The following is a 25,481-nucleotide window of genomic DNA, read 5'->3' as shown; positions in this document are numbered from 1 at the left end:
TAACGGATCTTATTTTAACGTTTGCGTCTGGTAAAAAAGACTACAATCAAAATAATAATGATGATAATTAACAGAAATTTCATGTATGTTCCTCCTGGTGAGTAGTTAGGTTATTGTGGAATGTTAGTTATCAACTATTACCCATAAACCACATGACTTGAATAACTATGTTACAATTAAAATATATTGATTTAATATCAACACATTCCGACTGGTTAGTTTTCTCTCCTTATAATGTACGATTGCAGAATATATAAACATTAATGTGTGTGAGATGAAGGAGGAAGGCATGAGCCAACATAATCAACTCTCATTACAATGGGAATTTATCATCTCGAAAGTGAAATCCTCCGTGACGGTGGTCGATGCTACCTTGCCTGAGCTTCCGCTCATGTATGTAAACGAACACTTTACCCAACTGACAGGATATACGTATGAAGAGTCGGTCGGACACAATTGCCGATTTTTGCAAGGGCAGGATACAGACCCGGAAACGATAATGCAGATTCGTGATGCGTTAAAGAAACAACAGTCCATTAAGATTGATATTTTAAATTATACAAAAAGTGGTCAGAAGTTCTGGAACGAATTGAATATCGATCCGATCTTTAATGAATCCGGAGAGTGTTTATATTTTGTAGGCATTCAATACGATATTTCAGAACGGAAGTATGCCGAACAGCAGTTGAAGTTTGCAACTTCCATGGCTGAGATGAACAGTAGAGGGCAATTGGAATTCATCGGCAAGCTGAATCACGAGCTTCGTACCCCGCTTAACGGCATTATGGGTATGATCGAACTTGCCAGTATGGGTGAAACTACGGATGAGCAGACAGAATATCTGGAGCTTGCACGTCAATCAGGGGAGGCGCTGCTGAACATCATTAACAACAGCCTGGATATGGCGAAACTGGGCAGAGGCAAAATGGATGTTGAAAACATTGAGTTTCAACCTCTGAAGCTGATTCAACAGATTGTGAAGACACATGAGCCTGCGGCACGGAATAAACAAATACGTCTGCTCTGTCATGCTGATCTGAATGTTCCTGATGTGCTTATCGGTGATCCGCTAAGACTCCGGCAGGTACTGGATAATTTGCTTAGTAATGCGATCAAGTTCACGGAACAAGGTGAAGTGCAGTTACAGGTGGATGTGAGGCAACAACTGATGGATACCGTTGTATTGGTATTCTCTGTGCGCGATACGGGGATTGGCATTCCTCAGCATCAGATCGAACAATTGTTTGATGCATTTACCCAGACCGACATCTCCCATGCGCGCCGATTTGGCGGAAGCGGTCTTGGTCTGACCATCTGCAAAGAACTGCTGGAACTGATGAATGGTCAGATTTCGGTGGAGAGTACAGAGGGGAAAGGTACACAGTTTGAGGTGACACTGCCCTTGCTGCGCCAACAGGCCATTCCCAATGTAGGATAATCAATCAAGCAGGACAGCCGGGCGGTCTCGGCTGTTTTTTTATTGTATTGGATTGTTTTACGAACGGGCGTTCTGTTATAATGCAAGTGTTGAATGGGGGAGACACAGCATGAGTAAGAGACGCACAAGAAGAAAGCGGAAAGGCAAACAAGGTTTCAAAAAGCAGGTACTGACGCTGGTAGCAATGCTGCTGGTAGCCCTCTACGCCTGGGCTGGGGGAGAATGGCCCGAGGAGATACCTAATCCATTCGGTGGGACTAATAAGAGTGTAGACCATACCATTACGTTCCCTTCAGAGCGTTACCCCGAAACAGCCAACCATATTAAAGCTGCTATCAAGGCAGGGCATTCGGATGTATGCACCATTGATCGTAATGGAGCGGAAGGCAATCGGGATTTATCACTTAAGGGTGTTCCGGTCAAAAAAGGTAAGGATCGTGACGAGTGGCCCATGGCGATGTGCGCTGAGGGAGGAACAGGTGCAGATATCCAGTACATCACCCCGAAAGATAATCGTGGTGCAGGTTCATGGGTAGGGAATCAGTTAAGTACATATCCGGATGGAACACGAGTGAAGTTTGTAGTGAAGTAACAACAGCATATGGTTGGGCAGAAACAAGGATAGTAAGGCCTTTGTTGTGAGGTTAGTGGCAGCGTGGTACAGGATAAGTAGAAGAGAAAAACCAGACGTGCATGCGTCTGGTTTTTTGGTGTAAAGTGCTGGCATAAATAGATCTAGTTAACGTATCTATACGGGAACTGGAGTTTCAAGGATTGCAGAGCCGACTAAACGAGTTGCATTCCGCTTAAATGATGAGACCGGATGCTTAACAGACGCGTAACATGTTCAATTTCATCAAACGGTATCCACAGACTGCCGTGAACCGTACGTAAGGAGAGAATGGATGAATCAGCGGTACGCTCGGGAAATCCGGTTACCGTCTGACCGCTTGTATTACGAACCATGATCTGTTGCTTGCGCCGGATGGCAATTTCTACCTCTTTTTTCATAAGTCATTGCTCCTGATTATGAGATGTTAAATCCATATGTCAATGTTTTCAATGGTTAATTTGTCTTCTTTATCTAGTCTATCAGAACTAGGTATAGATTTCCAGAAGAGAAATCAACAATCTTCTAGGTGATTTGTCTTAGCTGTGGATGATCCGTTTTTGAATGGGGATTACGGGGTTATATTAGGGTAAAAGGAGGGGAACGGAATGACACAATTGATTATTGGGCTGGCCCGTACCGAGAACGAGGCTATAATTATGCTGAATAAGGTCAAAGAGGAAGGCATCAAGGATAAATATTTGGGAGCGGTGGCGAAGGAGCAGCTTAATCTGGAGCTGGTGAGCGAAAAGACGGGGCTGCCCAAACCTTTGAAGGGTGCCGGAACAGATGGTGCCTTTGGCGCTCTGAAAGGCATATTGGCTGGTCTGGGGAAGCGAATGGATCAGACGATGTCGATCGGAAATGCAGTGCGTAGACTCGCTGGTAATGAGATTGGGAGTGAGACCGATGATTTGGTGCTTACACTGACTGAAGCGGGAATCTCGGAGGAGGATGCGCGGTATTACGAAGAGTGGCTCTTAAAGGACCATATCTTGGTTATCGTGGAGTGCAGTGAGGAAGAAGCGGCTCGTGTTCGACCTATTTTACTTTTTTAGTTTAATTTAAGGCTGATTTTAGGTTTCTTTAATGTTGGGGAGGTATTCTTATCTCACACCTCCCTTAATATAGATTGGTTTACCGGAAGTCCGGGACCGCAACTCGGACTTTCTAGGCACTGTGAGCTGACGCTTGCAGTGCCTGTTTCATTTATATAAGTTGAACTAAAGATTATTTACACTGACACTCCGATGACAGAATAACCTTCTAATCGCTGTTATCCCCAGATTTTTTCGATTCCCTCTTCTCAAGGGAAAATCTGGTGATAAAGGCGAACGCTTCGCTTTTTCAGTTTTTTCTGTCCTCTCCGTTATCGTGTAAATCATTAGTTAAACTTATATAGTTAGATTATTTTATAAAAAAGTGTTGCAAAGTTAATTAGTTCATGGTAAGATATTTCTTGTCGCCAAGAAATACATAATCCTGCCGGGGTGGCGGAATTGGCAGACGCACAGGACTTAAAATCCTGCGGTAGGTGACTACCGTACCGGTTCGATCCCGGTCCTCGGCATCTTAAAAAGAAGATCGTATGACGCTTGTTAACCAAGCTGCATGCGATCTTTTTTTGTGTTCTTTAATATGATCGTCACTTCATTGCAGACCACATCACCATGCAGCTCATAAACATAAACCCTGCATAATACATATCAGAAGGGACATTTACCTGACTTTTATGAAGAGAGAGAACAATGGTGTATACTATCCGTAGGCATATATTACCTTTACCTTGCTGAACGATATAGGTTCAACTACACATGTACACGATAACGGAGAGGACAGATGTTGTTCTGTCATCGGAGTGCCCGTGTAAATAAACATATTTGAACTTATGTAGAGTCACAAAACCAATAAAACAATCTTATGGACGGAGGACTCAAGTTTATGTTGAAACAGCTTAAGCCATACAAGGTGTTACAGGAGCGCAGAATCGAAGAACTGAAATCGGATGCGTATCTGTTGGAACATCAGAAATCCGGAGCCAAAATTGTACTCTTATCCAATCAGGATGATAACAAAGTATTCAGTATCGGTTTCCGCACACCTCCGGAAGATGATACAGGGGTAGCCCATATTCTCGAACACTCCGTGCTCTGTGGGTCCAAGAAATTTCCGGCCAAGGATTCTTTTGTTGAGTTGCTGAAAGGTTCATTAAATACATTCCTTAACGCCATGACGTATCCCGATAAGACGATCTATCCGATCGCGAGTCGTAATGATCATGACTTCCATAACCTGATGGATATTTACCTGGATGCAGTATTGAATACAAATATTTATGAGAATGAAAAGATATTTCTACAAGAGGGCTGGAACTACAACCTGACCTCTGCTGACGATGAGTTAACCTACAACGGAGTTGTATATAACGAGATGAAGGGTGCCTTTTCTTCACCGGAACGAATGGTGCGTAGAGAAGTGCTGAACTCCCTTTTCCCGGATACCACATACTCCTCCGAGTCTGGTGGATTCCCGGAAGCTATTCTGGATCTAACGTATCAGGGGCTGCTGGATTTCCACACGAGATACTACCATCCTTCCAACAGTTACATCTATCTCTACGGGGATATGGATATGGAAGAGAAGCTGCAATGGCTGGATGAAAACTATCTGAGTGCATATGATCGAATCGAGATTGATTCGGCCATTCAACTTCAACCTGCTTTTGCAGAACGGGTAGACACAGTTAAGACTTACTCTGCGGGAAGTACGGAATCGGAAGTGGATAACAGCTTCTTGACCTACAATGCGGTGATCGGCACAAGTCTGGACAAGGAACTGAACATTTCGTTCCAAATTTTGTTATACGCACTGCTGAACGCTCCGGGAGCGGTATTGAAACAGGCTTTGCTGGATAAAGGCATTGCGAAGGACGTCTACGGTTCGTATGATGATAGTCTATATCAGCCTGTATTCACCGTTGGACTGAAGAAGAGCAATCTGATGAGCAAAGAGGATTTCCTAGGAACGGTCAAAGAAGTGCTTGAGCGTGTGGTAAAAGAAGGTTTTGATCCAAAAGCGCTGCTTGCTGGAATTAACTCGTATGAGTTCAATCATAGAGAAGCGGACTATGGCAGAATGCCGAAGGGTCTGATCTACGGATTCTCCTCCCTGCAAAGCTGGTTGTACGATGAAGATGCACCTTTCACTCATTTGGAAGCCAATGACGTATTTGCTGAACTGCGGACAAAAATGAACGAAGGTTACTTCGAGCAACTGATTGAGAAATATATTTTGCAAAACACACATACTTCCTTTGTGGCGCTTACCCCGGATAAGGGGCTGAACTCACGCAAAGAAGAAGCGTTGAAAGAACGTCTGAAAACTATTCAGGCTGGTCTTAGTGAGGAAGAAGTTCAGACGTTGATTCAGAAAACGGAGGCACTCGCCGAGTATCAGAATACACCTTCAACTAAAGAGCAGCAGCAGGTCATTCCAACGTTATCGATTGAAGATATTGAACCAAAGGCCTCTACGTTGCATCAAACGGTGAAACAGGTCGACGGCACAACCATTCTCCATCATAACCTTTATACCAATGGAATTGGTTATCTGAGACTGTTGTTTGATATCAAAGAAGTGCCACGTCATCTCCTGCCGTATGCAGGGTTGCTGAAAAATGTACTGGGTTACGTGGATACTCAAAACTACTCGTTCAATGAACTGTCCAATGAAATCCATATCCATTCGGGTGGTATTCATAGCGGGATAGGATCTTATGCTAACGCGCATAAGCACAATGAATTCAAGGCGACCTATGAGTTCAACGCAAAAGTGTTGTATGACAAGCTTGGATTTGCCTTTGATATGATCAAAGAAATCGTGTTCACTTCCCAATTTGATAATTCGAAGCGGTTATATGAGATCATCTCTCAGATGAAAGGTAACCTGCAACGTAATCTGATCAATAGCGGACACTCTGCGGGAATTGGTCGGTCTTCGTCCAAACATTCAGCGGTCGCGGATTTCAGAGAAGCTGTAAGTGGCATTGCCTTTTACCAGTGGCTTGAGGATCTTCAGGCGAACTTTGAGGCGAGAAAAGAAGAGTTATCTTCCAGTCTGCAAGAGTTGACGGGGTATATTTTCAGACCGGAGAATTTGCTTGTTAGTTACACTGCCGATGAGCAGGGATATGAAGGACTGGAACAACAGGTATCCGACCTGAAAGCGAAGCTGTTCACACATGAAGTTGCCAAGGAAGAATTTACATTCACACCGGCTATTCATAAGGAAGGATTCCGTTCTCCTTCGGAGGTGCAGTACGTGGTGCAAACGGGCAATTATATCGACAAAGGATATCAATACACCGGCTCACTACGGGTCTTGCAGGGAATCCTGTCTCTGGATTACTTGTGGACCAATATCCGCGCCAAAGGCGGAGCCTATGGCTGTATGTCAGGCTTCAGACGAAACGGAGACAGCTACGTTGCATCGTATCGTGATCCGAACCTCGATAAAACGTACAAAGTATATGAAGAAATACCGCAATATTTGAAAGATTTCCGGGCAGACGAGCGGGAAATGACGCGTTATATCATTGGTGCCATTCAGGATCTCGATACGCCGAGAACGCCTTATGGCGAAGGAGCTTTCTCTTTGGAGTGTTATCTGTCGAATGTGACTGAAGCGGATCTGCAACAGGAACGTGACGAAGTGTTAAGCACGAAGGAAAGCGACATTATCGGTTTTGCTGAGCTTTTATCGGCCATACTTGAACAGCAACAGCGCTGCGTGATCGGTAATGAGAACAAGATTGAGGAACAGAAACAAATGTTTGACGAAACGCTTGATTTAATTAAAAACTAAGCGTAGTCTCGCTTATTCCCTGATCGAATAGCGTCAAAGCGAAAGGCACTTTTATGAGCTGGTTCCAACAGCTTATAGAAGTGCCTTTTCTAATGGGGAGGGACTGTCTCCATACCATATGATATGAGAATGTGTGACGCTCTGCGTTGTTCAGGTGACGGCGAGCATGTTGTATATTTTCAGGGTCCGCAGATCTTCCTTTGAGATTTTTAATTCATTATATAACTCCTGATTCTCGGGCAGCGGGGTTCTGGAGAATAACATTTTGAGCGCGATAGGCATGAAAGGTCTGAAGGAGACACCAGCCATCAGTCCCCACTTTTTCTCTGATTCCTGAAAAGACGCCAGAATATTAATATATAGATTCTCCAGCGGCGTGGCCTGATTTTTCAAAATCAGCGTGGTGAGTGTATCATAATGCTCGGTGTGGCCCCAATACATATTCTCGCACTCCTGGTAGTTCTCAAAATCCTTCACATTCATATACATCACGGTGCGATAACGGTTGGCATCCGATTGAGCCATCATGTCAATGACACAACGAATGAGACTGTTGTTACGCCCGTCATAGAAGTAGGAATAGAAACGTGTGGAGTTCTTGAAAAAGCTGGACGGGACCGCATTCATCAGGGGAGATGCATGCCTTGGTTCTTGGTACAAGAGTTGCTCCACCTGGATGTTGAGTGCATTAGCAATATGATGTAACGTGACCAGATCAAGTGTAATATCTCCGCTCTCATATTTGGACAGGGTTCCTTTGCTTTTGAAGATCTGATCCGCAAGCTGTTGAATGGTCAGTCCCCGCCACTTCCGAAAGTTTCGTATTTTCTTGCCAACTTCCTGATTGATATTGTTCATAACCGGTTCTCCTTATGCCAATGTTTCTTGAGAGTACGTGAAAATGATGAAAGTCATTCATAAAAATGATGTTATATGAGAAATATATCACTTTTTCACGGAAATACCTATTTTGGAGAAACAATAAACTTCATTTGTTTCGTCAGAATAGATTGTATTGCATTTGATGCAACTCCTGCGTCATGAAATAATAGATGTAATACGACATGAAACGACAATGAAATGTTGAGCAGACAGAGGAGCAGAAGCTATGAAATATAACTTTGATGAGATTATAGACCGCACAGGTACAAATGCCATGAATACGGATGGTTTCCGTCAATATATTTTTAATGCCACAGAGGACATGACTTTTCCATTCAAAGATGAAGAATTTATTCGCATGTGGATTGCAGATATGGAGTTCGCCACACCTCCCGAGATTCTGGATGCAGTTAAGGAACGTCTGGACCGTAGAATCATGGGTTACTCTCAGGTATTTGATCCGGCATACTATGAAGCTGTCTCGAACTGGATGAAAAGATACTATGACTGGTCCTTCCCAAAGGAGCATTTGGAGACCTCAAACGGGATCATCCCCGCTTTATATGAACTGGTGGAATACATCTGTCAATCGGATGAGAAAGTACTGATCGTGACCCCGTCTTATGGTTTCTTCAAGTCGGCTGCGGAGCATAATGATCTTGAACTGGTATGTTCGGATATGATCAACGAGCAGGGGCGTTACTCGATTGATTTTGAGGATTTTGAAGCTAAGGCGAAGGATGAGAAGGTAAGGGTATGTATTTTCTGCAACCCCCATAATCCGTCTGGACGTGTCTGGACAACCGAAGAGTTACAACGTGTGGGTGAGATCTGCCTGCGGAACAATGTATGGATTATTTCGGATGAAATTCACTGTGATCTGCTGCGGACTGGCAAAAGACATACGCCACTTGCAAAGCTGTTCCCGGATACGGATCGAATCATTACATGCATGTCCCCGAGCAAAACATTCAACATGGCTGGTCTGATGTTCTCCAATGTCATCATTCCGAATGAGGCACTTCGAGACATCTGGCAGGCACGCCATTATGGTTTCAAAAACCCACTGAGCATTGCTGCCACGCAAGCGGCTTACGAAACGGGTGATGAATGGCTGAAACAATTAAAAGAGTATCTAGACGCCAATTTCGCCTGCGTAGAACAGTATGTGAAGCAGCATCTGCCACTGGCTGTTTTTCACATCCCGGAAGCCACGTATCTGGCCTGGATTGATATCTCGGCATATGCTCCACAAAATGTAAGTTTACCTTTATTCTTCGCTGAGCAAGCGGGTGTATTGCTCGAAGATGGTCATATGTTTGTAGCCAATGGTGAGGGTTGCATTCGGTTGAATCTGGCTTGTCCGCGTTCTGTCCTTCAGGAAGGGTTACGGAGAATCAGCAGTGTGCTTGTGAAAGAAGTCGAAGAGGTGCCCGTTCAAGTATAAAGTCATCAAGTCACCACGCAATAGCGAGGTGACTTTTTTGGATGAGTATACGGAATGTAGCGAGAATACGATTTATTTTGAGGTGAACGTATACCCTGATGTGCAATTCTGGTCTGCTGTCCCCGGTTATGTTAAAATGGTGGATAGTCTATGAGTTGCATGACATGCGGCTCTCAGAAGGAAGAGCCCAGTAGTTGGGCTGAACGAAACTGTATTCATCAGGGGAAAGGAGCCTATACATATGTTTGGAAACGATTGGGACAAGGTGCTTCAGGAAGAGACGGAAGCCGACTATTTTAACAAGATTCGTTACACTCTCGCCGCCGAGTACAAAACGCAGACGGTCTTTCCGCCCAAAGAAGACCTGTTCTCCGCACTGAAGCTGACGCCATATCATCAGGTTAAGGCCGTTATTATTGGACAGGACCCTTATCACGGAGCGGGACAAGCTCATGGATTAAGTTTTTCGGTTAGACCGGGGGTACGTGTACCGCCTTCTCTGAAAAATATATATAAGGAACTTCAGGCCGATCTGGACCTGCCCATTCCGAATCATGGATCTCTGGTTCATTGGGCGCAGCAGGGAGTCTTGCTATTAAATGCCGTTCTGACGGTCCGTGAAGGTCAGCCAAACTCCCATCAGGCATTGGGCTGGCAGACGTTTACGGATGCTGTCATTCGTGCGCTGAATGAACGTTCAGAGCCAATGGTATATATGCTATGGGGCAGTCATGCCCAGAAGAAAGGTGCTTTTATTAACAGGGACAAGCACCTGGTACTGGAGTCTACACATCCCAGTCCGCTGGCTGCGCATCGTGGATTCCTCGGCAGTCGTCCCTTTTCCAAAGCCAATGATTTCTTGACCTCCAAAGGTATTGAACCGATCGATTGGAAGATACCTGAAAACTAGACAGATGGAGGTGAGAACATTGCGACATTGGATAGGACGAAAAGTAGCGGTATATCGTGCAACAGGCATACGGGAGCCATTAAAGGGAACGCTGGTCGAGTGGGATGAAGAAGCGGAATGTGTACGGATCGGACCGAAACGGATTAAGGTATCGTTTGACAATATCGCAATGATCAGACCTCTTCCCGAAGAGAGTCTTCCCTTAAAGAAAGCACGTTCTGAAGTGCACAAGGTTGGATATGTGATGAAAAAGGCGATTCAGTTCGAAAATGCGATCTATTTCAAGTCACAGGTGATGATCTGGCGCCGGGCCAAGATTGTAGCATTATCCACGACGATTCTGCGTCATGACGAGGATCAGGTTGAACTTGCAGATGGTCGGGTTCTTCGTAAAGACAAGCATATGTTTGTCGTACGTTCACGCCGTGGGATACGTTAGTTATACGAAGATTTAATATTCATTTCATGCAAAGATCATACGGATTTAATGTTCGGTCTGTATATTAGGTAATAACAACCCCTTCTAAATTGATGTGTATTGAAATGGGAGCCCGGCCGGCTGCAAACGGTCGGGTATTTTTTTGCCCATTGGTTCTGTTAACCTGTTGTACGTTGTACATACCCATAACATTCATGTTATATATTATTAAAATAGATCATGAGAAGGAGTGAAACCCAATGAAACGTATAGCTGTTTTTGCAGGCTCCAATCCGGGAAATCACCCCGATTATACAGAGAAGGCTGTTCAACTGGGCAAACAGATTGCTGATAGTGGTTATGCACTGGTCTATGGTGGTTCTTGCATGGGCTTGATGGGTGCAGTAGCCGATGCTGCTCTTGAGCAAGGGGGAGAGGTAATCGGGGTTATGCCTACCGGATTGTTCCGGGGCGAGGTTGTTCATGGAGGGCTCACACAACTGATTGAAGTGGGAACCATGCATGAACGGAAGGCAACGATGGCTGAATTATCCGATGGATTCATTGCACTTCCCGGAGGTATGGGTACATTTGAAGAACTATTTGAGGTACTGTGCTGGGCACAGATCGGTATTCATCGTAAGCCTGTTGGCTTATTAAATGTCAACGGATATTATGGACCGCTGATGAAGATGGTAGAACATAGCGTACAGGAAGGATTCTCCAACACCTCGCATCTCAGTCTATGGAGTTTGGAAGCTGATCCGGCTGAACTGCTCAAACAAATGTCATCCTATATTCCTGCAGAGCTGACTCAGAAGTGGTCACAACTCAACGGGAAATGAGTGCATAAGAAGACGGGCCTGAATCTACTCGTTCCTCGGGAGAATTTTCGATCTGCCCAAGCAAGTTGCGTTATCGGACATAGTCTATAGTGTACTTCGATGAAGAGGGGAGTGTCACTGATGAGCGAACTCAAAGGTACAGGTTACGGATATTGCGGAGGCTTCGGTGGTGGAGCATGGACATCAACAGGTGCGATTCTGGTATTGTTCATTCTGTTGGTTATTATCTCTCGCACATTCATTCTGTAATTCGGTCAGTATCCCGGGACGGGGATTAAGCTGCAGAGGCAGCGCCCGAATAAAAAATGACCTTTCCAAAGAGACGCCGGTATATGCCGGCGTTTCAGGGGAACGGTTTTTTGACGTTTCCAGCATACGTTGAGTAATTGAAAAAGCAAAAACCTGCCCCTGAATAAGGTCAGAAGCAGGAGAGAGCCTCCTGAGCCATTAGCTGCGCAACAAGCAGCTTACACCACAACAGCAGTTTGATCCGGATTACTTAACGATTTCCAGGCGATATATAGCCCGATGGCGGCTGCAATTAAGGAGAGTATTGCTGCAACAATAGCCAGCTGATCCAGTGTGTTGGGTGAACTGGAGTTAAGAGAACGCTGATTAGCCGTCTTGCCGGATTTGTTTTTGATATGGACAGATGATCTGGAAAGCCTGGAAGCCGACTGTAACTGGGATGTGTGAGGACGCGTAGGTATCGATTTTTTCTTTGAGGTATTCAATAGTCAACCTCCTTATAACGGAGTTCAGTGCTTCCATCGTTCATACTATGTTATGTCGATTTTCAGATTGAGTTCGCAAAAATGAGTGAATCCCCAGCCCGTTAGATGTTGGGCCCGGTCGCTAGTATTAGCGAAGCAGGCAACCGATTATACGTTCTGTTAATACAGGTCTAACAAACCGTGTTTATAGTGATGATCATAGAGTGAAGCTTGAACACAGGAGGCGCTGGAATGAGGAACATGGAGATTATTGCCCACCGTGGTGCATCTGCCGTATGCCCGGAGAATACGATGAGCGCTTTTGAACGGAGTCTGGAGCTTGGAGCGACAGGCATTGAGACCGATGTGCAGATGACGAGTGATGGCAGACTGGTACTGATTCATGATGAGACGTTAAGCCGAACTGGCGGCGCAGAAGGCTGGGTTAAGGATACGACTTACGATCAATTGCGCACACGGGATGCGGGGTCCTGGTTCCATGCTGATTTTACTGGGGAACGTATTCCTTCTCTGGAGGAATTATTCAAGCTGGTACAGGGGAAAGGAACACTGCTTAATCTGGAATTGAAAAATGGTATTGTGAGTTATAAAGGGATGGAAGAGAAGGTCATACAGGCGATCCGGGATTGGAATCTGGAGCAACAGGTTGTGCTGTCGAGCTTCAATCATGCTTCGCTCGTGAGATGTAAACGTCTTGCCCCGGAGATTCGTACAGCACTTCTATATATGGAAAAGTTATATCGTCCCTATGATTATGCCGCCAAACTCGAAGCTACCGGCCTTCATCCCTACAAGCTGGCAGTCACACAAGAAGATGTTGCTGCTGCACTGGCACATGGCGTTGTTACCTATCCATTTACGGTGAATGATCCTGCCGAGATGCAGGCCATGATTGATATGGGTGTGCAAGGGATTATTACCGATGTTCCGGATGTCCTGGCATCCTTACTTACGGTACATGCCCGTTAAACGAGTCTGTATTTTACATGTTCTACATATGCAATGATAAGGCTGTGTTCGAGCTTTTTGGCTCTTGCGCAGCCTTTTTGCGTGTGAAATTGTGTGCAAATATTCATATATGCAATAAACATGTCCTATTTGTCCATTGCCAGAGCCGGTGGATTCACTTACAATGGTCTATGGGAATGAGAATCAATATCATTAAAGTTCGGTATTTATAGAGAGGTGATTGTTATGTACATAGGTTTGAGCAGCTCCACTCATAACGAGGGTGGGCGCGTATGAGTTCACAAGCTTCACCAGAAAAACATAATCCGGATTCACCCACAGCGAAGATACACACTCGTCCGTGGGCGGCCACACTTATTCTTACAGGGGGAGTTTTGCTACTCGCTCTGGGTATGGCGTTGTCCATTTCTTTTGGCGCTGCTGATATTAAGCTTAGTGTAGTCTGGAAGGCTATCTTTGATTTCAATCCTGAGTTGACTCCACATCAGATCATATGGGAGATTCGATTACCACGTATCCTTGGAGGAGCAATGGTAGGTGCATGTTTCGCTGTAGCTGGTGCGATCATGCAGGGCATGACTCGTAACCCGCTGGCCGATTCAGGTCTGCTTGGGTTAAATGCAGGAGCTGGATTTGCACTTGCAGTTTGTTTTGCCTTCTTCCCTGGCTTGCCATTTATGTATATCATCATGTATTCCTTCCTTGGAGCAGGGCTTGGTGTCCTGTTGGTGTATGGTTTTGGTGCAGCTTCCAAATCGGGTCTTACGCCACTACGCCTTGTTCTTGCAGGTGCGGCTGTATCAGCGATGTTGTCGGCACTCAGTGAAGGGATTGCATTGTATTTCAGGATTGGACAAGATTTGGCTTTCTGGACAGCTGGTGGTGTAGCCGGAACGAAGTGGTCTCAACTTGAGGTCATGTTCCCCTGGGTACTCGCGGCACTGATTGCAGGTCTTCTCATCTCCCGTTCCATTACTCTGCTTAGTCTCGGAGAAGATATTGCGGTGGGCTTGGGGCAACGTACTGGGCTGATCAAGCTCATAGGCCTGATTGTTGTACTGATTCTCGCGGGTACAGCTGTGTCCGTGGTGGGTGCGGTCGGTTTTGTCGGACTCATTATTCCCCATCTCACGCGGAAGCTGGTTGGGGTCGATTATCGCTGGATTATTCCATGTTCCGCTGTGATGGGCAGTCTGTTGCTTGTATTTGCGGATCTGGCTGCACGTATGATTAACCCGCCGTACGAGACGCCAATTGGCGCTTTGGTTGCCCTCATCGGGGTACCATTCTTCCTGTATCTGGCGCGTAAAGAAAGGAGGACTCTGTAACGATGGAATCCTCAACAATAGTTGGAGCAGAGCGCAAGAAGAGAACCAAGAGTACGATTGTCCTCATTGTGCTTGCCCTATTAATTATTACGGCTTTTGTGGTGAGCATGAACACAGGTTTTACCAAGCTTTCGCCGCTTGAGGTGTTGCGAACCCTGTTTGGTGGAGGCACGGCGAAACAGGAATTGATCCTGTTTGAATTCCGTCTGCCACGTATTGTGATTTCGGTGCTGGTCGGGGCCGGACTTGCGTTATCTGGTTGTATTTTGCAGGGAGTATCTCGGAATGCGTTGGCAGATCCGGGGATCCTGGGGATTAATGCAGGTGCTGGTCTGGTCGTCATGTTATTTGTTTCCTTTTTCCCGACAACGACAGCAGCGCCGGTATTTCTTTTGCCAATTCTGGCCCTGATCGGTTCGGGTTTTGCTGCATTTCTGATCTACGTTCTCTCTTACAAAAAAGGAGAGGGCATTATGCCTACTCGTATGTTACTTACGGGGATCGGGGTAGCGGCGGGAATCAGTTCTGCCATGATCGTGCTTACGTTACGGCTTAGTCCGGAAAAGTATCAATTTGTAGCTACCTGGATGGCAGGCAGCATCTGGGGTTCGAACTGGAAATTTGTAACGGCATTGCTACCGTTTCTGATCATTCTTGTACCGCTTGTCCTGTATAAGGCGCGTGTACTGAACGTGTTGAATCTGGGTGACCAGACTGCAAGTGGACTCGGGACTCCGGTTGAGCGTGAGCGACTGATTTTGCTTGCGGCTGCTGTAGGACTTGCCGGCTCATGTGTATCTGTGAGTGGGGGGATCGGTTTTGTTGGTCTAATCGGACCGCATTTGGCACGTCGTCTGGTGGGTCCAAAACATCAATTCCTGTTACCCGCATCTGCACTGATCGGTTCATTGCTTGTACTGGTTGCAGATACGCTGGGTCGTGTCATCCTGCAGCCTTCGGAGATTCCTGCGGGGATCCTGGTTGCCATTATTGGTGCGCCATACTTCCTGTACCTCTTAAGCAAGACGAAATAAAACGTAATCACCATTGTGTGGTTGCATAAGGAGGACTTCAGTCCATGCTTCGCCGTTTCTTTGCCTATTATAGGCCTTACAAAAAGCTCTTTATTCTTGACTTCAGTTGTGCGATTTTAGTCGCCCTGCTGGAGCTGGCTTTTCCACTGGCAGTCAACCGGGTAGTCGATGATCTGCTGCCAGGCGGCCGCTGGGACTGGATTCTATGGGCGTGTCTGGCATTGCTCGGCATCTACTTATTGAATTCATTTCTCAACTTCGTGGTTACCTATTGGGGACACAAGCTCGGTATTAACATCGAGACGGATATGCGTAAAAGTCTGTTCAATCATGTGCAGAAGTTATCGTTCCGTTTCTTCGATAATACAAAAACAGGACACCTCGTGTCCCGTATGACTAACGATCTGATGGATATCGGTGAGATTGCCCATCATGGTCCGGAGGATGTATTTATCGCGGTCATGACGCTAATTGGTGCATTCAGCATCATGATGAGCATTAACGGGAATCTGGCGGTGTTAACCTTTATCATCGTACCGCTGATTATTTATCTGTCACTCTACTTTGGTAGCAAAATGTCCAAGGCATTCAGCCGAATGTTTGGTGATATTGCGGACTTCAATGCTCGTGTTGAGAACAATATTACAGGTATTCGTGTTGTTCAGGCTTTTGCCAATGAAGAGCATGAAAAAGCACAATTCGCTGTGAACAACGGTCGTTTCCGTCAGACCAAACTAATCGCATACAAAATCATGGCCTGGAACTCCTCTGTCAGTTATATGCTGATGAAGCTGGTATCCCTCTTTGTCCTGGTATGCGGAACGTGGTTTGTCATTCAAGGCAGTATGACCTACGGTCAGTTCATTGCATTTATTATGTTGTCCAATGTGTTCCTGACACCGATCCAGAAGATCAACTCGGTTATTGAGACGTATCCAAAAGGGATTGCAGGCTTCAAACGTTATACGGAGCTGCTCGATATGGAACCGGATGTGGAAGATCGTCCAGGAGCCGTTACGGTATCCCATTTGCGTGGAGATATCCGTTATGAGCAAGTGACCTTTGGTTATTCCGATCAGGAACCTGTTCTCAAAGGTATTGATCTAAACGTACGTGCAGGTGAAACTGTAGCGCTTGTCGGTCCATCGGGGGCAGGTAAAACAACGCTATGCAGTCTGCTGCCGCGGTTCTATGATGTGTTGGAAGGTCGCATCACGATCGATGGGCAGGAGATACAGGATATGACACTAGACTCCTTGCGTAGTCATATCGGAATTGTACAACAGGACGTGTTCCTCTTCGATGGAAGCATTCGGGAGAATATTGCCTACGGCAAGCTGGATGCATCCGAAGAAGAAATCTGGATGGCCGCTAGACGGGCCCAGATGGAGCCTTTAATTCAATCGATGCCGGAAGGATTGGATACGTTAATTGGTGAACGCGGTGTGAAGCTGTCCGGTGGACAGAAACAGCGCTTATCGATTGCCCGTATGTTCCTGAAAAACCCGCCAATTCTGATCCTGGACGAAGCAACATCTGCTCTGGATACAGAAACGGAAGCGGCGATTCAGCAATCCCTTGCTGAGCTGTCCGAGGGCCGGACCACACTGGTTATTGCCCACCGATTGGCTACGATCAAAAATGCAGACCGCATTATTGTCGTTGCTGAACAAGGCATTACGGAGCAGGGACGTCATGAAGAATTACTCGCAGCAGGTGGGGTATACAGCCGCCTTCACTATGCGCAGTTTGGTGCGTAACCTATCCTATCCTATGTGGATATAACAATGTAAATACGAGAAGTAACGCCATCGTTCTTGACTTGGAAGGAGTCAGGACGTTGGCGTTTTTTTCTTTTTCATAATCAGTGGGTCAGGGGTACTGTGCTCATATCTGCCTGTGATCATGGATGTGGAAACGGGTAATATAGTAAAGAGAACACTTAACGTGTAAGATATGTTCATCATCTTGCAAGATATAGGAGGTACACGATATGCAGTTGAACGATATGCTGAAAATTCTTATAACCTGTCTATTATTTATTCTGATTTGGTGGCTACTGACTCAAGGGATTCGCAAAATTTCCAGAAGTCGTGCGGGGTCCGGTTTCCAACGCTGGGGTGGATGGTCCATTGGACTTTTCGTTGTTGGCGCCGTGCCACTCGGTTTTTCGCTATACACAGAGATCTTTGATAAGCGCCTGGATGCCAACATCGGGTTGGGGCTTGCCATGTTTTTTGTATGGGCTTATTGTGTGATCTTGTTGTGTGCGGCGTTGGTGGTATGGGGAAGGTATGTGTACAAAAGGGATATGAAGAAGTGAATATTTGGGTTGATCGTGTTGAGCCCGTCAGAAAGTTAAGGGTGAGCTGACAGCTGTATTTGTAACAATAAACTGATATGGAACGTTAAATTTAGAAAAGAGGTGTCATTAAAGGGAGATTTACATATGTCCTATCGTCAAGTCTTTATGTTGCTCTCAACCCTAATCGTATGCCTTACCGGATGTTCAGAACAGATCGAGTGCAACTCTGTGCAGACTCAAGCGAATGCACCAAGTGAAGATGGATTCACTGGTTATGTGGTTGATCGTAAAGACAATTCCATTCTTGTGGTTGATCCCGCATATGAGGATTTCAATGCGAACGGAGGAGGAAGTCGGTATTATCCGGCAAAATGGTTCTCCAATGCGCCTGATCCGCAGATCGGCTCCTATGTTGAAGTCTGGACGGATGGAGGCCCGGAAAATCAACCCTATCCTGTGGGGAGGCTAGAGCAGAAACGATAGCGGTATCTTGTCCAAATACTCCAGATGGTGCTCATCTAAGTGAGGAGGACGCAATTCGGGGTGGGCTATACTCACCAGATGGAGAAAAATTACGTGTTCCTGTGATTGAAGATGTACACTATTATCAGGATGCAGGAACGTGGACTATTCGCATGAGAGATGCGATGTCAACGACGAAGAATCAAGATGAGATTGAGATCAGAGTAGACGATGTAGCGACAGTCGACTAACACAGGGAGTTTATGATTTTGCGCATTGAGATGAGGAAGGAAGTTTAAATGGATATTAGGGAGTGCCTTCCCCGCGATAAGTTTGATTATGAAGCGGTGCGTAAGTTAAGTAAGTTCAGTGATGTCGAATTAAAAGTTATCATCCCAGAGCTTATGGAGTGGTTGCAAGACGGGAATTGGCCTATCTCTAAGCCGGTAGAGGATATACTATTGAGACTAGGCGAAGACTTAATTCCTCATATTAAAGATGTATTGCAAACCCAAGATCCACAGTGGGAATATTTCATTTTGGTCGGATTAATTGATCGATTACCTATATCTCATCTAAGTATGCTACAGACGGATTTGGTAAGGATACTGGAATCTCCTACACCGAGTGAGGTACTTGAGGAGTTGGATGAGGTTATCTTGGAGCTTTTGGAAAAGATGAAGGTTGGATACATAGAGACTTGGAATTAGCATTCTAAGAAAGACTGAAATATTGAAGATGGAGTGATAAAAATGCTAAAATACCAACTTCTTTTCCCTACCTTTTTGAGTTCGGAAATATATTGTTTGCACATTGTTCAACTATTAATTGAATTATTTGATATTTCAGAGAAGGAAGCTTTTCTCAGGATTAATTCTTTTTGGGAAGGCAATGATTTTTTATCAGAAGAAGACCTGATTTTTCATGAGTCCCCTGAGTTTTGGGCAAAAACAATTTATTATGAGGAATCCAATTGGTGGAATTTCTCTGAGAATGAACTAATCCCTAGAAAAATAGATTGAAGATCCAAAACTATAATTAGGCTACAATCTATATGATAAACAAGGAAACCGCCATTATGATTTTATAGTAAGGGAAAGGACTCCTCTGCCCATGGAACTATCAAGGTCTCAGCAATTAGCTCTAGAGCATGTAACCAATTATGCAAGAAGCCGCAAAAATGAGGCGGAGCAAACCATTAGAGAAATCCTTCGTATGTCCAACATCGAGCTGAAGACATTTGAAAAAGCTATCACCAAACTAAAAGCTCATGAAAGTATCGCGTTACACTTTCATCCAGATCGATTAGATCCGACCATGAAAAGCGTTGCTGAAGCACTACTTGAGCAGGGAGTTTATAAAAGTCAGTTTGAGACTTTCTTATCAAATGGAAGTGTCTCCGCATTTTCAGGCGGTGAACGTGACGTTTGGGAGAATAAAATGTTTGGCGGAGCGTACCAAATAAATGGCTCAACCGATAGCGAACGGCCCAAGTATGGGGCACTCAATGTTATGTTACATCCCGATGGACCTGCTCCGCGTTTTGGATCATGTTACTTCCTTTTATCCACTGAGGTCTCTCAACGTTGCACGTATACATATTTGGATTCTCACCAAGACCCCGAGGAAAAGGGAACGTATGAGGAATTTGACCTTGTTTTGGCTACTCTCATGAGGGATGTATTCTATAGTAATTTTGCCATTGGTGAAAGAAATCTAACGGTTCAAAAGTTAATTGACCATATGCACGTCAATCTTGAGAAACCATTCCAAAATCCATCAAACCAAGAGCCAAACCGAAATCTGGATCATTATATCGAAGCTCAGGTTCATGGTGACATTTCCCTTGAAAAGGATGTAGAGATGCTTGTTGCCGACCCATCATTTAAAGGCACCCATACAGGAAGAATCTTAGAGCAGATATGTTTAAAGTATTCCATTGATCTCCATTGGCACATGGGCTTTACACTATTGGTTGATGACGTTCCTATGGATTTTCGAGGTCCTTCGATGCCATCACTAGCCAAGAGAATTGCAAAAAGTGATTTGATTGATGCAAATATCATTGGTTCTGCAGCTATGGAATTGAAACAAAACCCAAGTCATTGGAGCGATAGAGGAACCTACAAAGAAGTTCTACAAGAGTTGAAATTACTCTGGCATGTCTTGGTGAGATATGGAAAGCCAATGGAAGAGTGAAATAGTACTCTAACGACCTTGAGCGCCTAACCTTTCAAGGTTGTTTTATTATTGAAACTGATTACTGACTATAGATTTATCTATGAATCTGCTGTCACAAAAACGAACGTATGTTTTATAATTAAATTGACTTTTTGTCCTGACAATAATATATTGTTGTCAGGACAAAAAAAGAGGTGAAGCAAATGTCCGCCAAAAAGATGGGGCGGCCTAAATCTGACAAACCCAAAAGCAGAACGATTGATATACGTGTCGACGAGGAAATTATGAACAAGCTCGATATTTCGGCTGAGAAGCTGAATACGAATCGATCAGACATCGTTCGCAAAGGGATTGAGAAGATTTACGACGAGCTCCAAAAATAAAAAAGGAAGCAGCGTAAGTCCCACGAAGAACACCGCTGCTTCCTATCCCGCAATCACTTAAATGAGCGACTGCATAAATATCCTACCATGTGCAGAACGTTCATTCAAGTGAGGTGCGAATTGATATACAGGAGGATGCACATGAATTCGATATTAGAAGCATTATATAATGGACGACTTCGACCGGATGAGATGATGATGCCGACACATCCTGAATACCAAGCGTTAGGACGGCAGATTGCAGCTCTGACAGAGCAGTGGAAGAATCGATTGAGCGAGGAAGAATTCCGTGAGCTTGAACAGTTATTTGACTTGTGTGGCAGATGTAAGGGCATGCATACGGAAGCAGCGTTTGCACAAGGTTTTCGTCTGGGTGCCAATATGCTGATTGAAGTCATGAGTCAGCGGGAGGAATCGGTGTTGGAGTTTGACTAAGTTTAACGATGTGAGCAGAGATCAGGGTTACTTTTACAGCTAAATTCTCAGGAAATGACGGCATACAAAATACTTATTTTGCATCATAAAATGGTATCAAAAATTGATTAGAACAAAGCCCTCAAATCCTCTCTGCATTCAGCAGCAGGGTTCGAGGGCTTCACTTAAACATAGAGTTAACAATATATATAGGGAAAGAAATTGTTAAAAAAATTGTTTCTTAATCCGCAATATTCCCTGCCATCTTCAGACGACGTGCAATTTCCTTAAAGTCTTCTTGCGATATGCCCGGTGCAAATTCTTCCTCGACCGCAGGAGCTTCTGGAATCGGGAATCCTTCAGGTATCCCTTGGATGACTTCAAGAGGTTGTCCATCTTCGGGGTGAGTTCCTTTCCAGATCTGTCCAATCGTGTTGAAATCTTTATCACTATAGGTGTACAGCTTGGTGTGTACCCCTTTTTCTTCATATTTGCGAGCCTCGTTGAAGGCTTTGTTGTTCAGTGAAGGAATAGGAACCAGCTTAGTCACATTTACGCCAGTTGCAATCTCAAGTGCTTTTGCATATGCCACGACATGCACACCGCCACGTACCAGCAGGAAACCAACCACTTCCCGGGCTGCCGGGTGATCCGTCATCTCATATACTTTCATCTTATGGGTACGAGCGCCACATTCTAGGAAGAAGTTATGCAGCAGATCCTCGACCAGATTGCCACTGTTGAAGACGTTTGCTCCCGTCCATGGATTACCCATAGAGTCAAAAGGCATTGCGCCTTGTGCACCTGCCAGGTAGTGATACGACAGACGAGCATCTTTCACGGAACCTAGCGGTGTGTCGTCGGGTTCTTTGTACTCGGTTGAACCTCTGAGGCATTTGTTAATACCATGAGACACGAGTTCAACATGACCCAATTCTTCGGCCGTAATGCTCATGACGAGGTCATAGAAGGGCTTCAGCTTTTCTTTGGATCGAAAATTAAACGATTGATAGAGGTAGTTGTTCAACGTTGACATTTCTCCGAATTTGCCGCCGAGTAATTCTTGTATAGCTGCCGCAGCATTCGGATCTGGCTTCTCGACATTGGGAATCTCAATCAGGATTTCATCCAAGCGTTTGAACATTCGGGTGTAACCTCCTCTTATTGGTATTGCAGATCGTGTAGAGTTTCAGATCGTGAAGTCACTCTGTCATGGCCTATTACACGTCTATTGGGTTTTTTAAACAAAAAATCAACCAAATGGGACTTAAGCATCGCATAACGCATGCCCCAACTCTTCTCCCATTTGTTATTTCCAATACGGTCAAATTTATGTATAATCAAACATTCAAACGAGTCTTCACGTACAAGAGAAGAGAGTCATGAATCCATAAAGGAGTAAGAGATGAACAAGCGTTGGATACAAATAGTTGGGATTGTGATGTTTCTAATGATCCAAATGTACATAAGCAGCGAGCCTGCCACAGCATATGTCGTTACGAATGAGGTTCAGGTGGATGAAGAAACACGGCAGTTACTTGAAAAGAAATACGGGTTGGATCGTCCTGAGGAGCCGAAGACACAACAACACTTTTTCTCGGGTGACTGGGGAATGAGTTTTCGGACGGAGCCTCCTGATTCGTTTGACCGGCTTGTTCATGTGGTTCCTTTTTCCCTACGGCCATTGGCCTGGATCTTTCGTTTATTCGTGTAAAATGAAACCCGGACGGGCAATATAACAGAAACATATTGTCCCAAGGAGTGAGTGAAATGAGAATGCTTATCGTTACCGTCATGTCGGTAGTTCTGAGTTTAGCCGGAATTACATCAGGAACAGGTGCCGCTATCCCTGATTATGCGAAGTGGGGAATTATTGCGGTCAAAGAAACACAGACCAAGTATAATGTGGATATTTTGGACTATAAGCATATCGGTCGCACCTCTCTAACAGCAGATCAATCACGGGAACAGTTCAAGCTATGGGTTCGTGCGAAAGACGGCAAACAATTTGCAGTTTATGTGAATGTCGATTTTAATCCATCTACACAGCAATTAAAGAAAGTACAATTTTCGGAATCGGATCGACACTGATCCGCTACTGAACTAGGTCATTACAAGTCACGTAGTTATATGAGCAGCATTATTAGAGAAACCAGACTGCCTTAATCATTAAGGTGAAAGTCTGGTTTTTTTTATTTTACAAAATCCTTTTTTTACTATTGAATAAAGAACTTATGTTCGCATATAATATGAAATACAAACAAACGTTCTTATCGGAGGGATGATTATGCTAGGGAAATATATTGGCCAGATGGTGGAGCTTGTCTACATGGATCGTGCAGGGCAGATTACGCAGCGACAGATTCGAATTAACAGTGTACGTGGTGGGATGATTAGAGCATCAGCGGGAAAAGAAGGCTCACCCCGAACATTTCTGGAGCAAGGTATTCTGGCATGGCGTCCTGTTACCGATCTGAATGGGGAGGTAAAGTATGCTGAACGACTTTGAACGCAAGATTTTGCGTATTATGGTGAACTATGCAGGACAACGGCGCAGGCTGCCGCGTATGGATGAACTGGAGAACAAGACGGGACGAAGCAGAGCATACATTCATGAGTCACTGCAGGAGCTGGAACGAACCGGGCACATCGCGTGGGAGAATCGGTCTACTCTCGAAGGGATACAGATTTTGCAGGCATGGGAACAGGTACAACAGCCGATTCGCAAAAGCCAACCTTCCGGTGATTCCGTAAAATATTTTACGGACTACTAATCATAATAAGAAAACGCCAACCCGGGTAACCGGATCGGCGCTTATTGTGTCACATGTACGACATGTGCATCTATTTTAGAAATGGGGGAGTTGGTCCAGGTTGTTGGTTGGGTCACCGTCGGCATCGCCGCGAATGTACATTTCGCCATCCTTGCCTTTAAATACATTCACACCGGCAATAGCGCCAGCTTTTACTTCTGCAAGTGCCTGCTGATAATCCAGTACGCGTCCTGCTGAAGTCTGAAAAGCTGTCAGGTCACCGTCACCATTTTTCTGTACTGCTGTGAAACTCTCGCGTGTCGTTTGATCCATGATGTCACACTCTCCTTATATGACGAGATAGGAATCTGCTTACCTGATTAGCCTATCCGAAATCATCGGAAGTATGCACCATATGCTGATGAGACCTTCCAACGACGAGGTTTTACAAGCTCTTTCTCATACGAACATGCAGAATATCTGCATCATAAAAAGGTTCTTCCGAAATCACTTCATAACCCAGTTTTTCATAGAATTTCTGTGCCTGACATTGCGCATCCAGTACAGAATAGGATAAGCCGAGTTCACGTGCCAGCTCCTCCATCGCGAGCAGAAGCACACGTCCATAACCAAATGAACGATGAGATTCAAGCACTGCGATCCGCTGCATTTTGGCCGTATCCTTGCTGTAATAGATCAGACGTCCTGTGGCTACAGCTTGGCCATCCGTACTTAACAATACATGATGCACATCCGGACTGATGACATCATATTGATCAATCTCAATCTCGGCAGGCACCTGTTGCTCGATCACAAAAACGTGATGGCGAATTCCCAGGGCTTGCTCCAGTTGTTCTTCTGTCGATACATAACTAATCTCAGCTGCCAATTCCATTCCTTCTTTCTGCTCTTGCGCGACATATCAGACTGAATTATACAAAAAAATGTTTTTCCTGTATAGTGAAGTCTGACACATATTGGGAGAGGAGGGGGTAGTGATGGGCATGACAGGCATCATGGTAATTACATTGCTAATGTCGGCGGGAATGATTACTCTGTTGTATTACGTTACGAAGAAAGCATACTCACGCAAGTGGGATGAAGATGAGTAATTCACCTGTTAACCTTCATGGCAAGACTTCACTGCTTCCTCGCGGAGAATACACATCTTGAATTACAGATTTGGAGTATACGTCCAGCCAAACGGGCAGAGATTCACCATTTTCATTGGGCTGTTGTAATTGTTGGAATTGAACTGTATGTTCATCCCTCTCTAAGCCGCAACCAGTAACGGTTGTAATGAGAATCATAAGCCCAGCAAAGAGAAAGAAGCATTTGGCGAATGTATGTTTATTGGATTTTGACCGTTTTGTTATGTTTCTCATAGAGAATTCACCTCGCTATAGAAATGGTAATCTTTCCTTTATTGTGCACCATTTCGGGTGAATTATAACCAAATAAATCATTGACAATGAACACGGTTACTTGATATGATACTGTTACTT

The 25,481-nt window shown here is 44.9% G+C and carries 32 protein-coding genes and 1 tRNA gene; 27 read left to right on the top strand and 6 right to left on the bottom strand.

Features of this window, described 5'->3' with window-relative positions; genetic code table 11:
- The first annotated feature begins 289 nt into the window (after nucleotides 1–289).
- Together MKY95_RS23555 and MKY95_RS23550 are read left to right on the top strand one after the other, a co-directional pair.
- The gene (locus tag MKY95_RS23555) at nucleotides 290–1,438 is read left to right on the top strand and encodes an ATP-binding protein (RefSeq protein ID WP_076318881.1); all 1,149 of its coding nucleotides are present in this window, start codon (nucleotides 290–292) and stop codon (nucleotides 1,436–1,438) included.
- Nucleotides 1,439–1,547: 109 nt separating this feature from the next.
- On the top strand, nucleotides 1,548–2,030 hold the full coding sequence (locus tag MKY95_RS23550) for a NucA/NucB deoxyribonuclease domain-containing protein (RefSeq protein WP_051450038.1): 483 nt from the start codon (nucleotides 1,548–1,550) through the stop codon (nucleotides 2,028–2,030).
- Between the two features lie 194 nt (nucleotides 2,031–2,224).
- Here the strand turns inward: MKY95_RS23550 and MKY95_RS23545 are convergent, their stop codons facing one another.
- Nucleotides 2,225–2,449 (bottom strand): hypothetical protein, encoded by a 225-nt coding sequence (locus MKY95_RS23545; RefSeq protein WP_076318882.1) that lies wholly within the window; start codon nucleotides 2,447–2,449, stop codon nucleotides 2,225–2,227.
- Between the two features lie 207 nt (nucleotides 2,450–2,656).
- Here MKY95_RS23545 and MKY95_RS23540 point away from each other — a divergent pair, with 207 nt between their 5' ends.
- From MKY95_RS23540 to MKY95_RS23530, 3 genes are all read left to right on the top strand, one after another.
- Nucleotides 2,657–3,106, top strand: coding sequence for a general stress protein (locus MKY95_RS23540; RefSeq protein ID WP_036674857.1), 450 nt, complete (start codon nucleotides 2,657–2,659; stop codon nucleotides 3,104–3,106).
- Nucleotides 3,107–3,532: 426 nt separating this feature from the next.
- Nucleotides 3,533–3,618 (top strand) — tRNA-Leu (locus MKY95_RS23535).
- 371 nt (nucleotides 3,619–3,989) lie between these two features.
- A complete protein-coding gene (locus tag MKY95_RS23530) occupies nucleotides 3,990–6,911 on the top strand; it encodes an insulinase family protein (protein WP_076318883.1) in 2,922 nt (973 codons plus the stop codon).
- 150 nt (nucleotides 6,912–7,061) lie between these two features.
- On the opposite strand, the gene MKY95_RS23525 is transcribed toward MKY95_RS23530, so the two are convergent.
- On the bottom strand, nucleotides 7,062–7,769 hold the full coding sequence (locus tag MKY95_RS23525) for a helix-turn-helix transcriptional regulator (protein WP_017687366.1): 708 nt from the start codon (nucleotides 7,767–7,769) through the stop codon (nucleotides 7,062–7,064).
- A 250-nt stretch (nucleotides 7,770–8,019) separates the two neighbouring features.
- Between MKY95_RS23525 and MKY95_RS23520 the strand changes: the two genes are divergently transcribed.
- The 5 genes from MKY95_RS23520 (at nucleotide 8,020) to MKY95_RS23500 (ending at nucleotide 11,662) form a co-directional block, all read left to right on the top strand.
- Nucleotides 8,020–9,240 (top strand): MalY/PatB family protein, encoded by a 1,221-nt coding sequence (locus MKY95_RS23520; RefSeq protein WP_076318884.1) that lies wholly within the window; start codon nucleotides 8,020–8,022, stop codon nucleotides 9,238–9,240.
- Between the two features lie 241 nt (nucleotides 9,241–9,481).
- Complete coding sequence (gene ung / locus MKY95_RS23515; RefSeq protein WP_282320785.1) at nucleotides 9,482–10,150, top strand: uracil-DNA glycosylase; 669 nt, start codon at nucleotides 9,482–9,484, stop codon at nucleotides 10,148–10,150.
- Nucleotides 10,151–10,169: 19 nt separating this feature from the next.
- The gene (locus tag MKY95_RS23510) at nucleotides 10,170–10,589 is read left to right on the top strand and encodes a hypothetical protein (RefSeq protein WP_017687369.1); all 420 of its coding nucleotides are present in this window, start codon (nucleotides 10,170–10,172) and stop codon (nucleotides 10,587–10,589) included.
- 239 nt (nucleotides 10,590–10,828) lie between these two features.
- Nucleotides 10,829–11,413, top strand: coding sequence for a TIGR00730 family Rossman fold protein (locus tag MKY95_RS23505; RefSeq protein ID WP_047843721.1), 585 nt, complete (start codon nucleotides 10,829–10,831; stop codon nucleotides 11,411–11,413).
- A 120-nt stretch (nucleotides 11,414–11,533) separates the two neighbouring features.
- Nucleotides 11,534–11,662: a hypothetical protein gene (locus tag MKY95_RS23500; RefSeq protein WP_255319930.1), complete on the top strand. Its 129-nt coding sequence runs from the start codon at nucleotides 11,534–11,536 to the stop codon at nucleotides 11,660–11,662.
- A 218-nt stretch (nucleotides 11,663–11,880) separates the two neighbouring features.
- Here MKY95_RS23500 and MKY95_RS23495 read toward each other — a convergent pair whose 3' ends face one another.
- On the bottom strand, nucleotides 11,881–12,147 hold the full coding sequence (locus tag MKY95_RS23495; protein ID WP_076318886.1) for a hypothetical protein: 267 nt from the start codon (nucleotides 12,145–12,147) through the stop codon (nucleotides 11,881–11,883).
- Nucleotides 12,148–12,378: 231 nt separating this feature from the next.
- Here MKY95_RS23495 and MKY95_RS23490 point away from each other — a divergent pair, with 231 nt between their 5' ends.
- The 12 genes from MKY95_RS23490 (at nucleotide 12,379) to MKY95_RS23435 (ending at nucleotide 21,244) form a co-directional block, all read left to right on the top strand.
- Complete coding sequence (locus MKY95_RS23490) at nucleotides 12,379–13,116, top strand: glycerophosphodiester phosphodiesterase (protein ID WP_076250811.1); 738 nt, start codon at nucleotides 12,379–12,381, stop codon at nucleotides 13,114–13,116.
- Nucleotides 13,117–13,388: 272 nt separating this feature from the next.
- Nucleotides 13,389–14,444 carry an iron ABC transporter permease gene (locus MKY95_RS23485; RefSeq protein ID WP_036614761.1) on the top strand — a complete coding sequence of 352 codons (1,056 nt, stop codon included), beginning with the start codon at nucleotides 13,389–13,391 and terminating at the stop codon, nucleotides 14,442–14,444.
- Nucleotides 14,445–14,446: 2 nt separating this feature from the next.
- Complete coding sequence (locus MKY95_RS23480; RefSeq protein ID WP_036674863.1) at nucleotides 14,447–15,478, top strand: iron ABC transporter permease; 1,032 nt, start codon at nucleotides 14,447–14,449, stop codon at nucleotides 15,476–15,478.
- Nucleotides 15,479–15,522: 44 nt separating this feature from the next.
- Complete coding sequence (locus MKY95_RS23475) at nucleotides 15,523–17,238, top strand: ABC transporter ATP-binding protein (RefSeq protein ID WP_076250814.1); 1,716 nt, start codon at nucleotides 15,523–15,525, stop codon at nucleotides 17,236–17,238.
- A 233-nt stretch (nucleotides 17,239–17,471) separates the two neighbouring features.
- Nucleotides 17,472–17,801, top strand: coding sequence for a hypothetical protein (locus MKY95_RS23470; protein ID WP_076318888.1), 330 nt, complete (start codon nucleotides 17,472–17,474; stop codon nucleotides 17,799–17,801).
- A 126-nt stretch (nucleotides 17,802–17,927) separates the two neighbouring features.
- Entirely contained in the window at nucleotides 17,928–18,266 is a 339-nt protein-coding gene (locus tag MKY95_RS23465; protein WP_083669814.1) for a DUF3221 domain-containing protein, read from the top strand.
- 101 nt (nucleotides 18,267–18,367) lie between these two features.
- A complete protein-coding gene (locus MKY95_RS23460) occupies nucleotides 18,368–18,496 on the top strand; it encodes a hypothetical protein (protein ID WP_339194705.1) in 129 nt (42 codons plus the stop codon).
- Nucleotides 18,497–18,544: 48 nt separating this feature from the next.
- Complete coding sequence (locus tag MKY95_RS23455; protein WP_076318889.1) at nucleotides 18,545–18,955, top strand: DUF5071 domain-containing protein; 411 nt, start codon at nucleotides 18,545–18,547, stop codon at nucleotides 18,953–18,955.
- A gap of 42 nt (nucleotides 18,956–18,997) precedes the next feature.
- Complete coding sequence (locus MKY95_RS23450; RefSeq protein WP_076318890.1) at nucleotides 18,998–19,267, top strand: hypothetical protein; 270 nt, start codon at nucleotides 18,998–19,000, stop codon at nucleotides 19,265–19,267.
- 91 nt (nucleotides 19,268–19,358) lie between these two features.
- Nucleotides 19,359–20,444: a DUF3626 domain-containing protein gene (locus MKY95_RS23445; RefSeq protein ID WP_076318891.1), complete on the top strand. Its 1,086-nt coding sequence runs from the start codon at nucleotides 19,359–19,361 to the stop codon at nucleotides 20,442–20,444.
- A gap of 185 nt (nucleotides 20,445–20,629) precedes the next feature.
- Complete coding sequence (locus MKY95_RS23440; protein WP_047843716.1) at nucleotides 20,630–20,809, top strand: ribbon-helix-helix domain-containing protein; 180 nt, start codon at nucleotides 20,630–20,632, stop codon at nucleotides 20,807–20,809.
- Between the two features lie 141 nt (nucleotides 20,810–20,950).
- Nucleotides 20,951–21,244: a DUF6809 family protein gene (locus MKY95_RS23435; RefSeq protein ID WP_036614752.1), complete on the top strand. Its 294-nt coding sequence runs from the start codon at nucleotides 20,951–20,953 to the stop codon at nucleotides 21,242–21,244.
- Between the two features lie 220 nt (nucleotides 21,245–21,464).
- Here the strand turns inward: MKY95_RS23435 and MKY95_RS23430 are convergent, their stop codons facing one another.
- Entirely contained in the window at nucleotides 21,465–22,367 is a 903-nt protein-coding gene (locus tag MKY95_RS23430) for a manganese catalase family protein (protein WP_036614750.1), read from the bottom strand.
- Nucleotides 22,368–22,628: 261 nt separating this feature from the next.
- Here MKY95_RS23430 and MKY95_RS23425 point away from each other — a divergent pair, with 261 nt between their 5' ends.
- The 4 genes from MKY95_RS23425 to MKY95_RS23410 all read left to right on the top strand — a co-directional run bounded on the left by MKY95_RS23425 (nucleotide 22,629) and on the right by MKY95_RS23410 (nucleotide 23,997).
- Nucleotides 22,629–22,937, top strand: a complete 309-nt coding sequence (locus MKY95_RS23425; protein WP_036614747.1) for a hypothetical protein — start codon at nucleotides 22,629–22,631, stop codon at nucleotides 22,935–22,937.
- A gap of 56 nt (nucleotides 22,938–22,993) precedes the next feature.
- Nucleotides 22,994–23,314, top strand: coding sequence for a DUF3889 domain-containing protein (locus MKY95_RS23420; protein WP_036614744.1), 321 nt, complete (start codon nucleotides 22,994–22,996; stop codon nucleotides 23,312–23,314).
- A 196-nt stretch (nucleotides 23,315–23,510) separates the two neighbouring features.
- A complete protein-coding gene (locus MKY95_RS23415; protein WP_017687387.1) occupies nucleotides 23,511–23,732 on the top strand; it encodes a hypothetical protein in 222 nt (73 codons plus the stop codon).
- Complete coding sequence (locus MKY95_RS23410) at nucleotides 23,716–23,997, top strand: hypothetical protein (protein ID WP_036614741.1); 282 nt, start codon at nucleotides 23,716–23,718, stop codon at nucleotides 23,995–23,997. Before MKY95_RS23415 ends, MKY95_RS23410 begins: the two co-directional genes overlap by 17 nt.
- A gap of 75 nt (nucleotides 23,998–24,072) precedes the next feature.
- Here MKY95_RS23410 and MKY95_RS23405 read toward each other — a convergent pair whose 3' ends face one another.
- Nucleotides 24,073–24,309, bottom strand: coding sequence for a DUF3892 domain-containing protein (locus MKY95_RS23405; protein WP_017687389.1), 237 nt, complete (start codon nucleotides 24,307–24,309; stop codon nucleotides 24,073–24,075).
- Between the two features lie 112 nt (nucleotides 24,310–24,421).
- Nucleotides 24,422–24,865, bottom strand: a complete 444-nt coding sequence (locus tag MKY95_RS23400; protein ID WP_036614958.1) for a GNAT family N-acetyltransferase — start codon at nucleotides 24,863–24,865, stop codon at nucleotides 24,422–24,424.
- Nucleotides 24,866–25,105: 240 nt separating this feature from the next.
- Here MKY95_RS23400 and MKY95_RS23395 point away from each other — a divergent pair, with 240 nt between their 5' ends.
- Nucleotides 25,106–25,267: a hypothetical protein gene (locus MKY95_RS23395; RefSeq protein ID WP_155985130.1), complete on the top strand. Its 162-nt coding sequence runs from the start codon at nucleotides 25,106–25,108 to the stop codon at nucleotides 25,265–25,267.
- Nucleotides 25,268–25,481: the final 214 nt, after the last annotated feature.

It is taken from the genome of Paenibacillus sp. FSL P4-0176 (assembly GCF_037975265.1).
GTDB lineage: Bacteria > Bacillota > Bacilli > Paenibacillales > Paenibacillaceae > Paenibacillus > Paenibacillus amylolyticus.
This window is presented reverse-complemented; position numbering and strand designations above follow the sequence as displayed.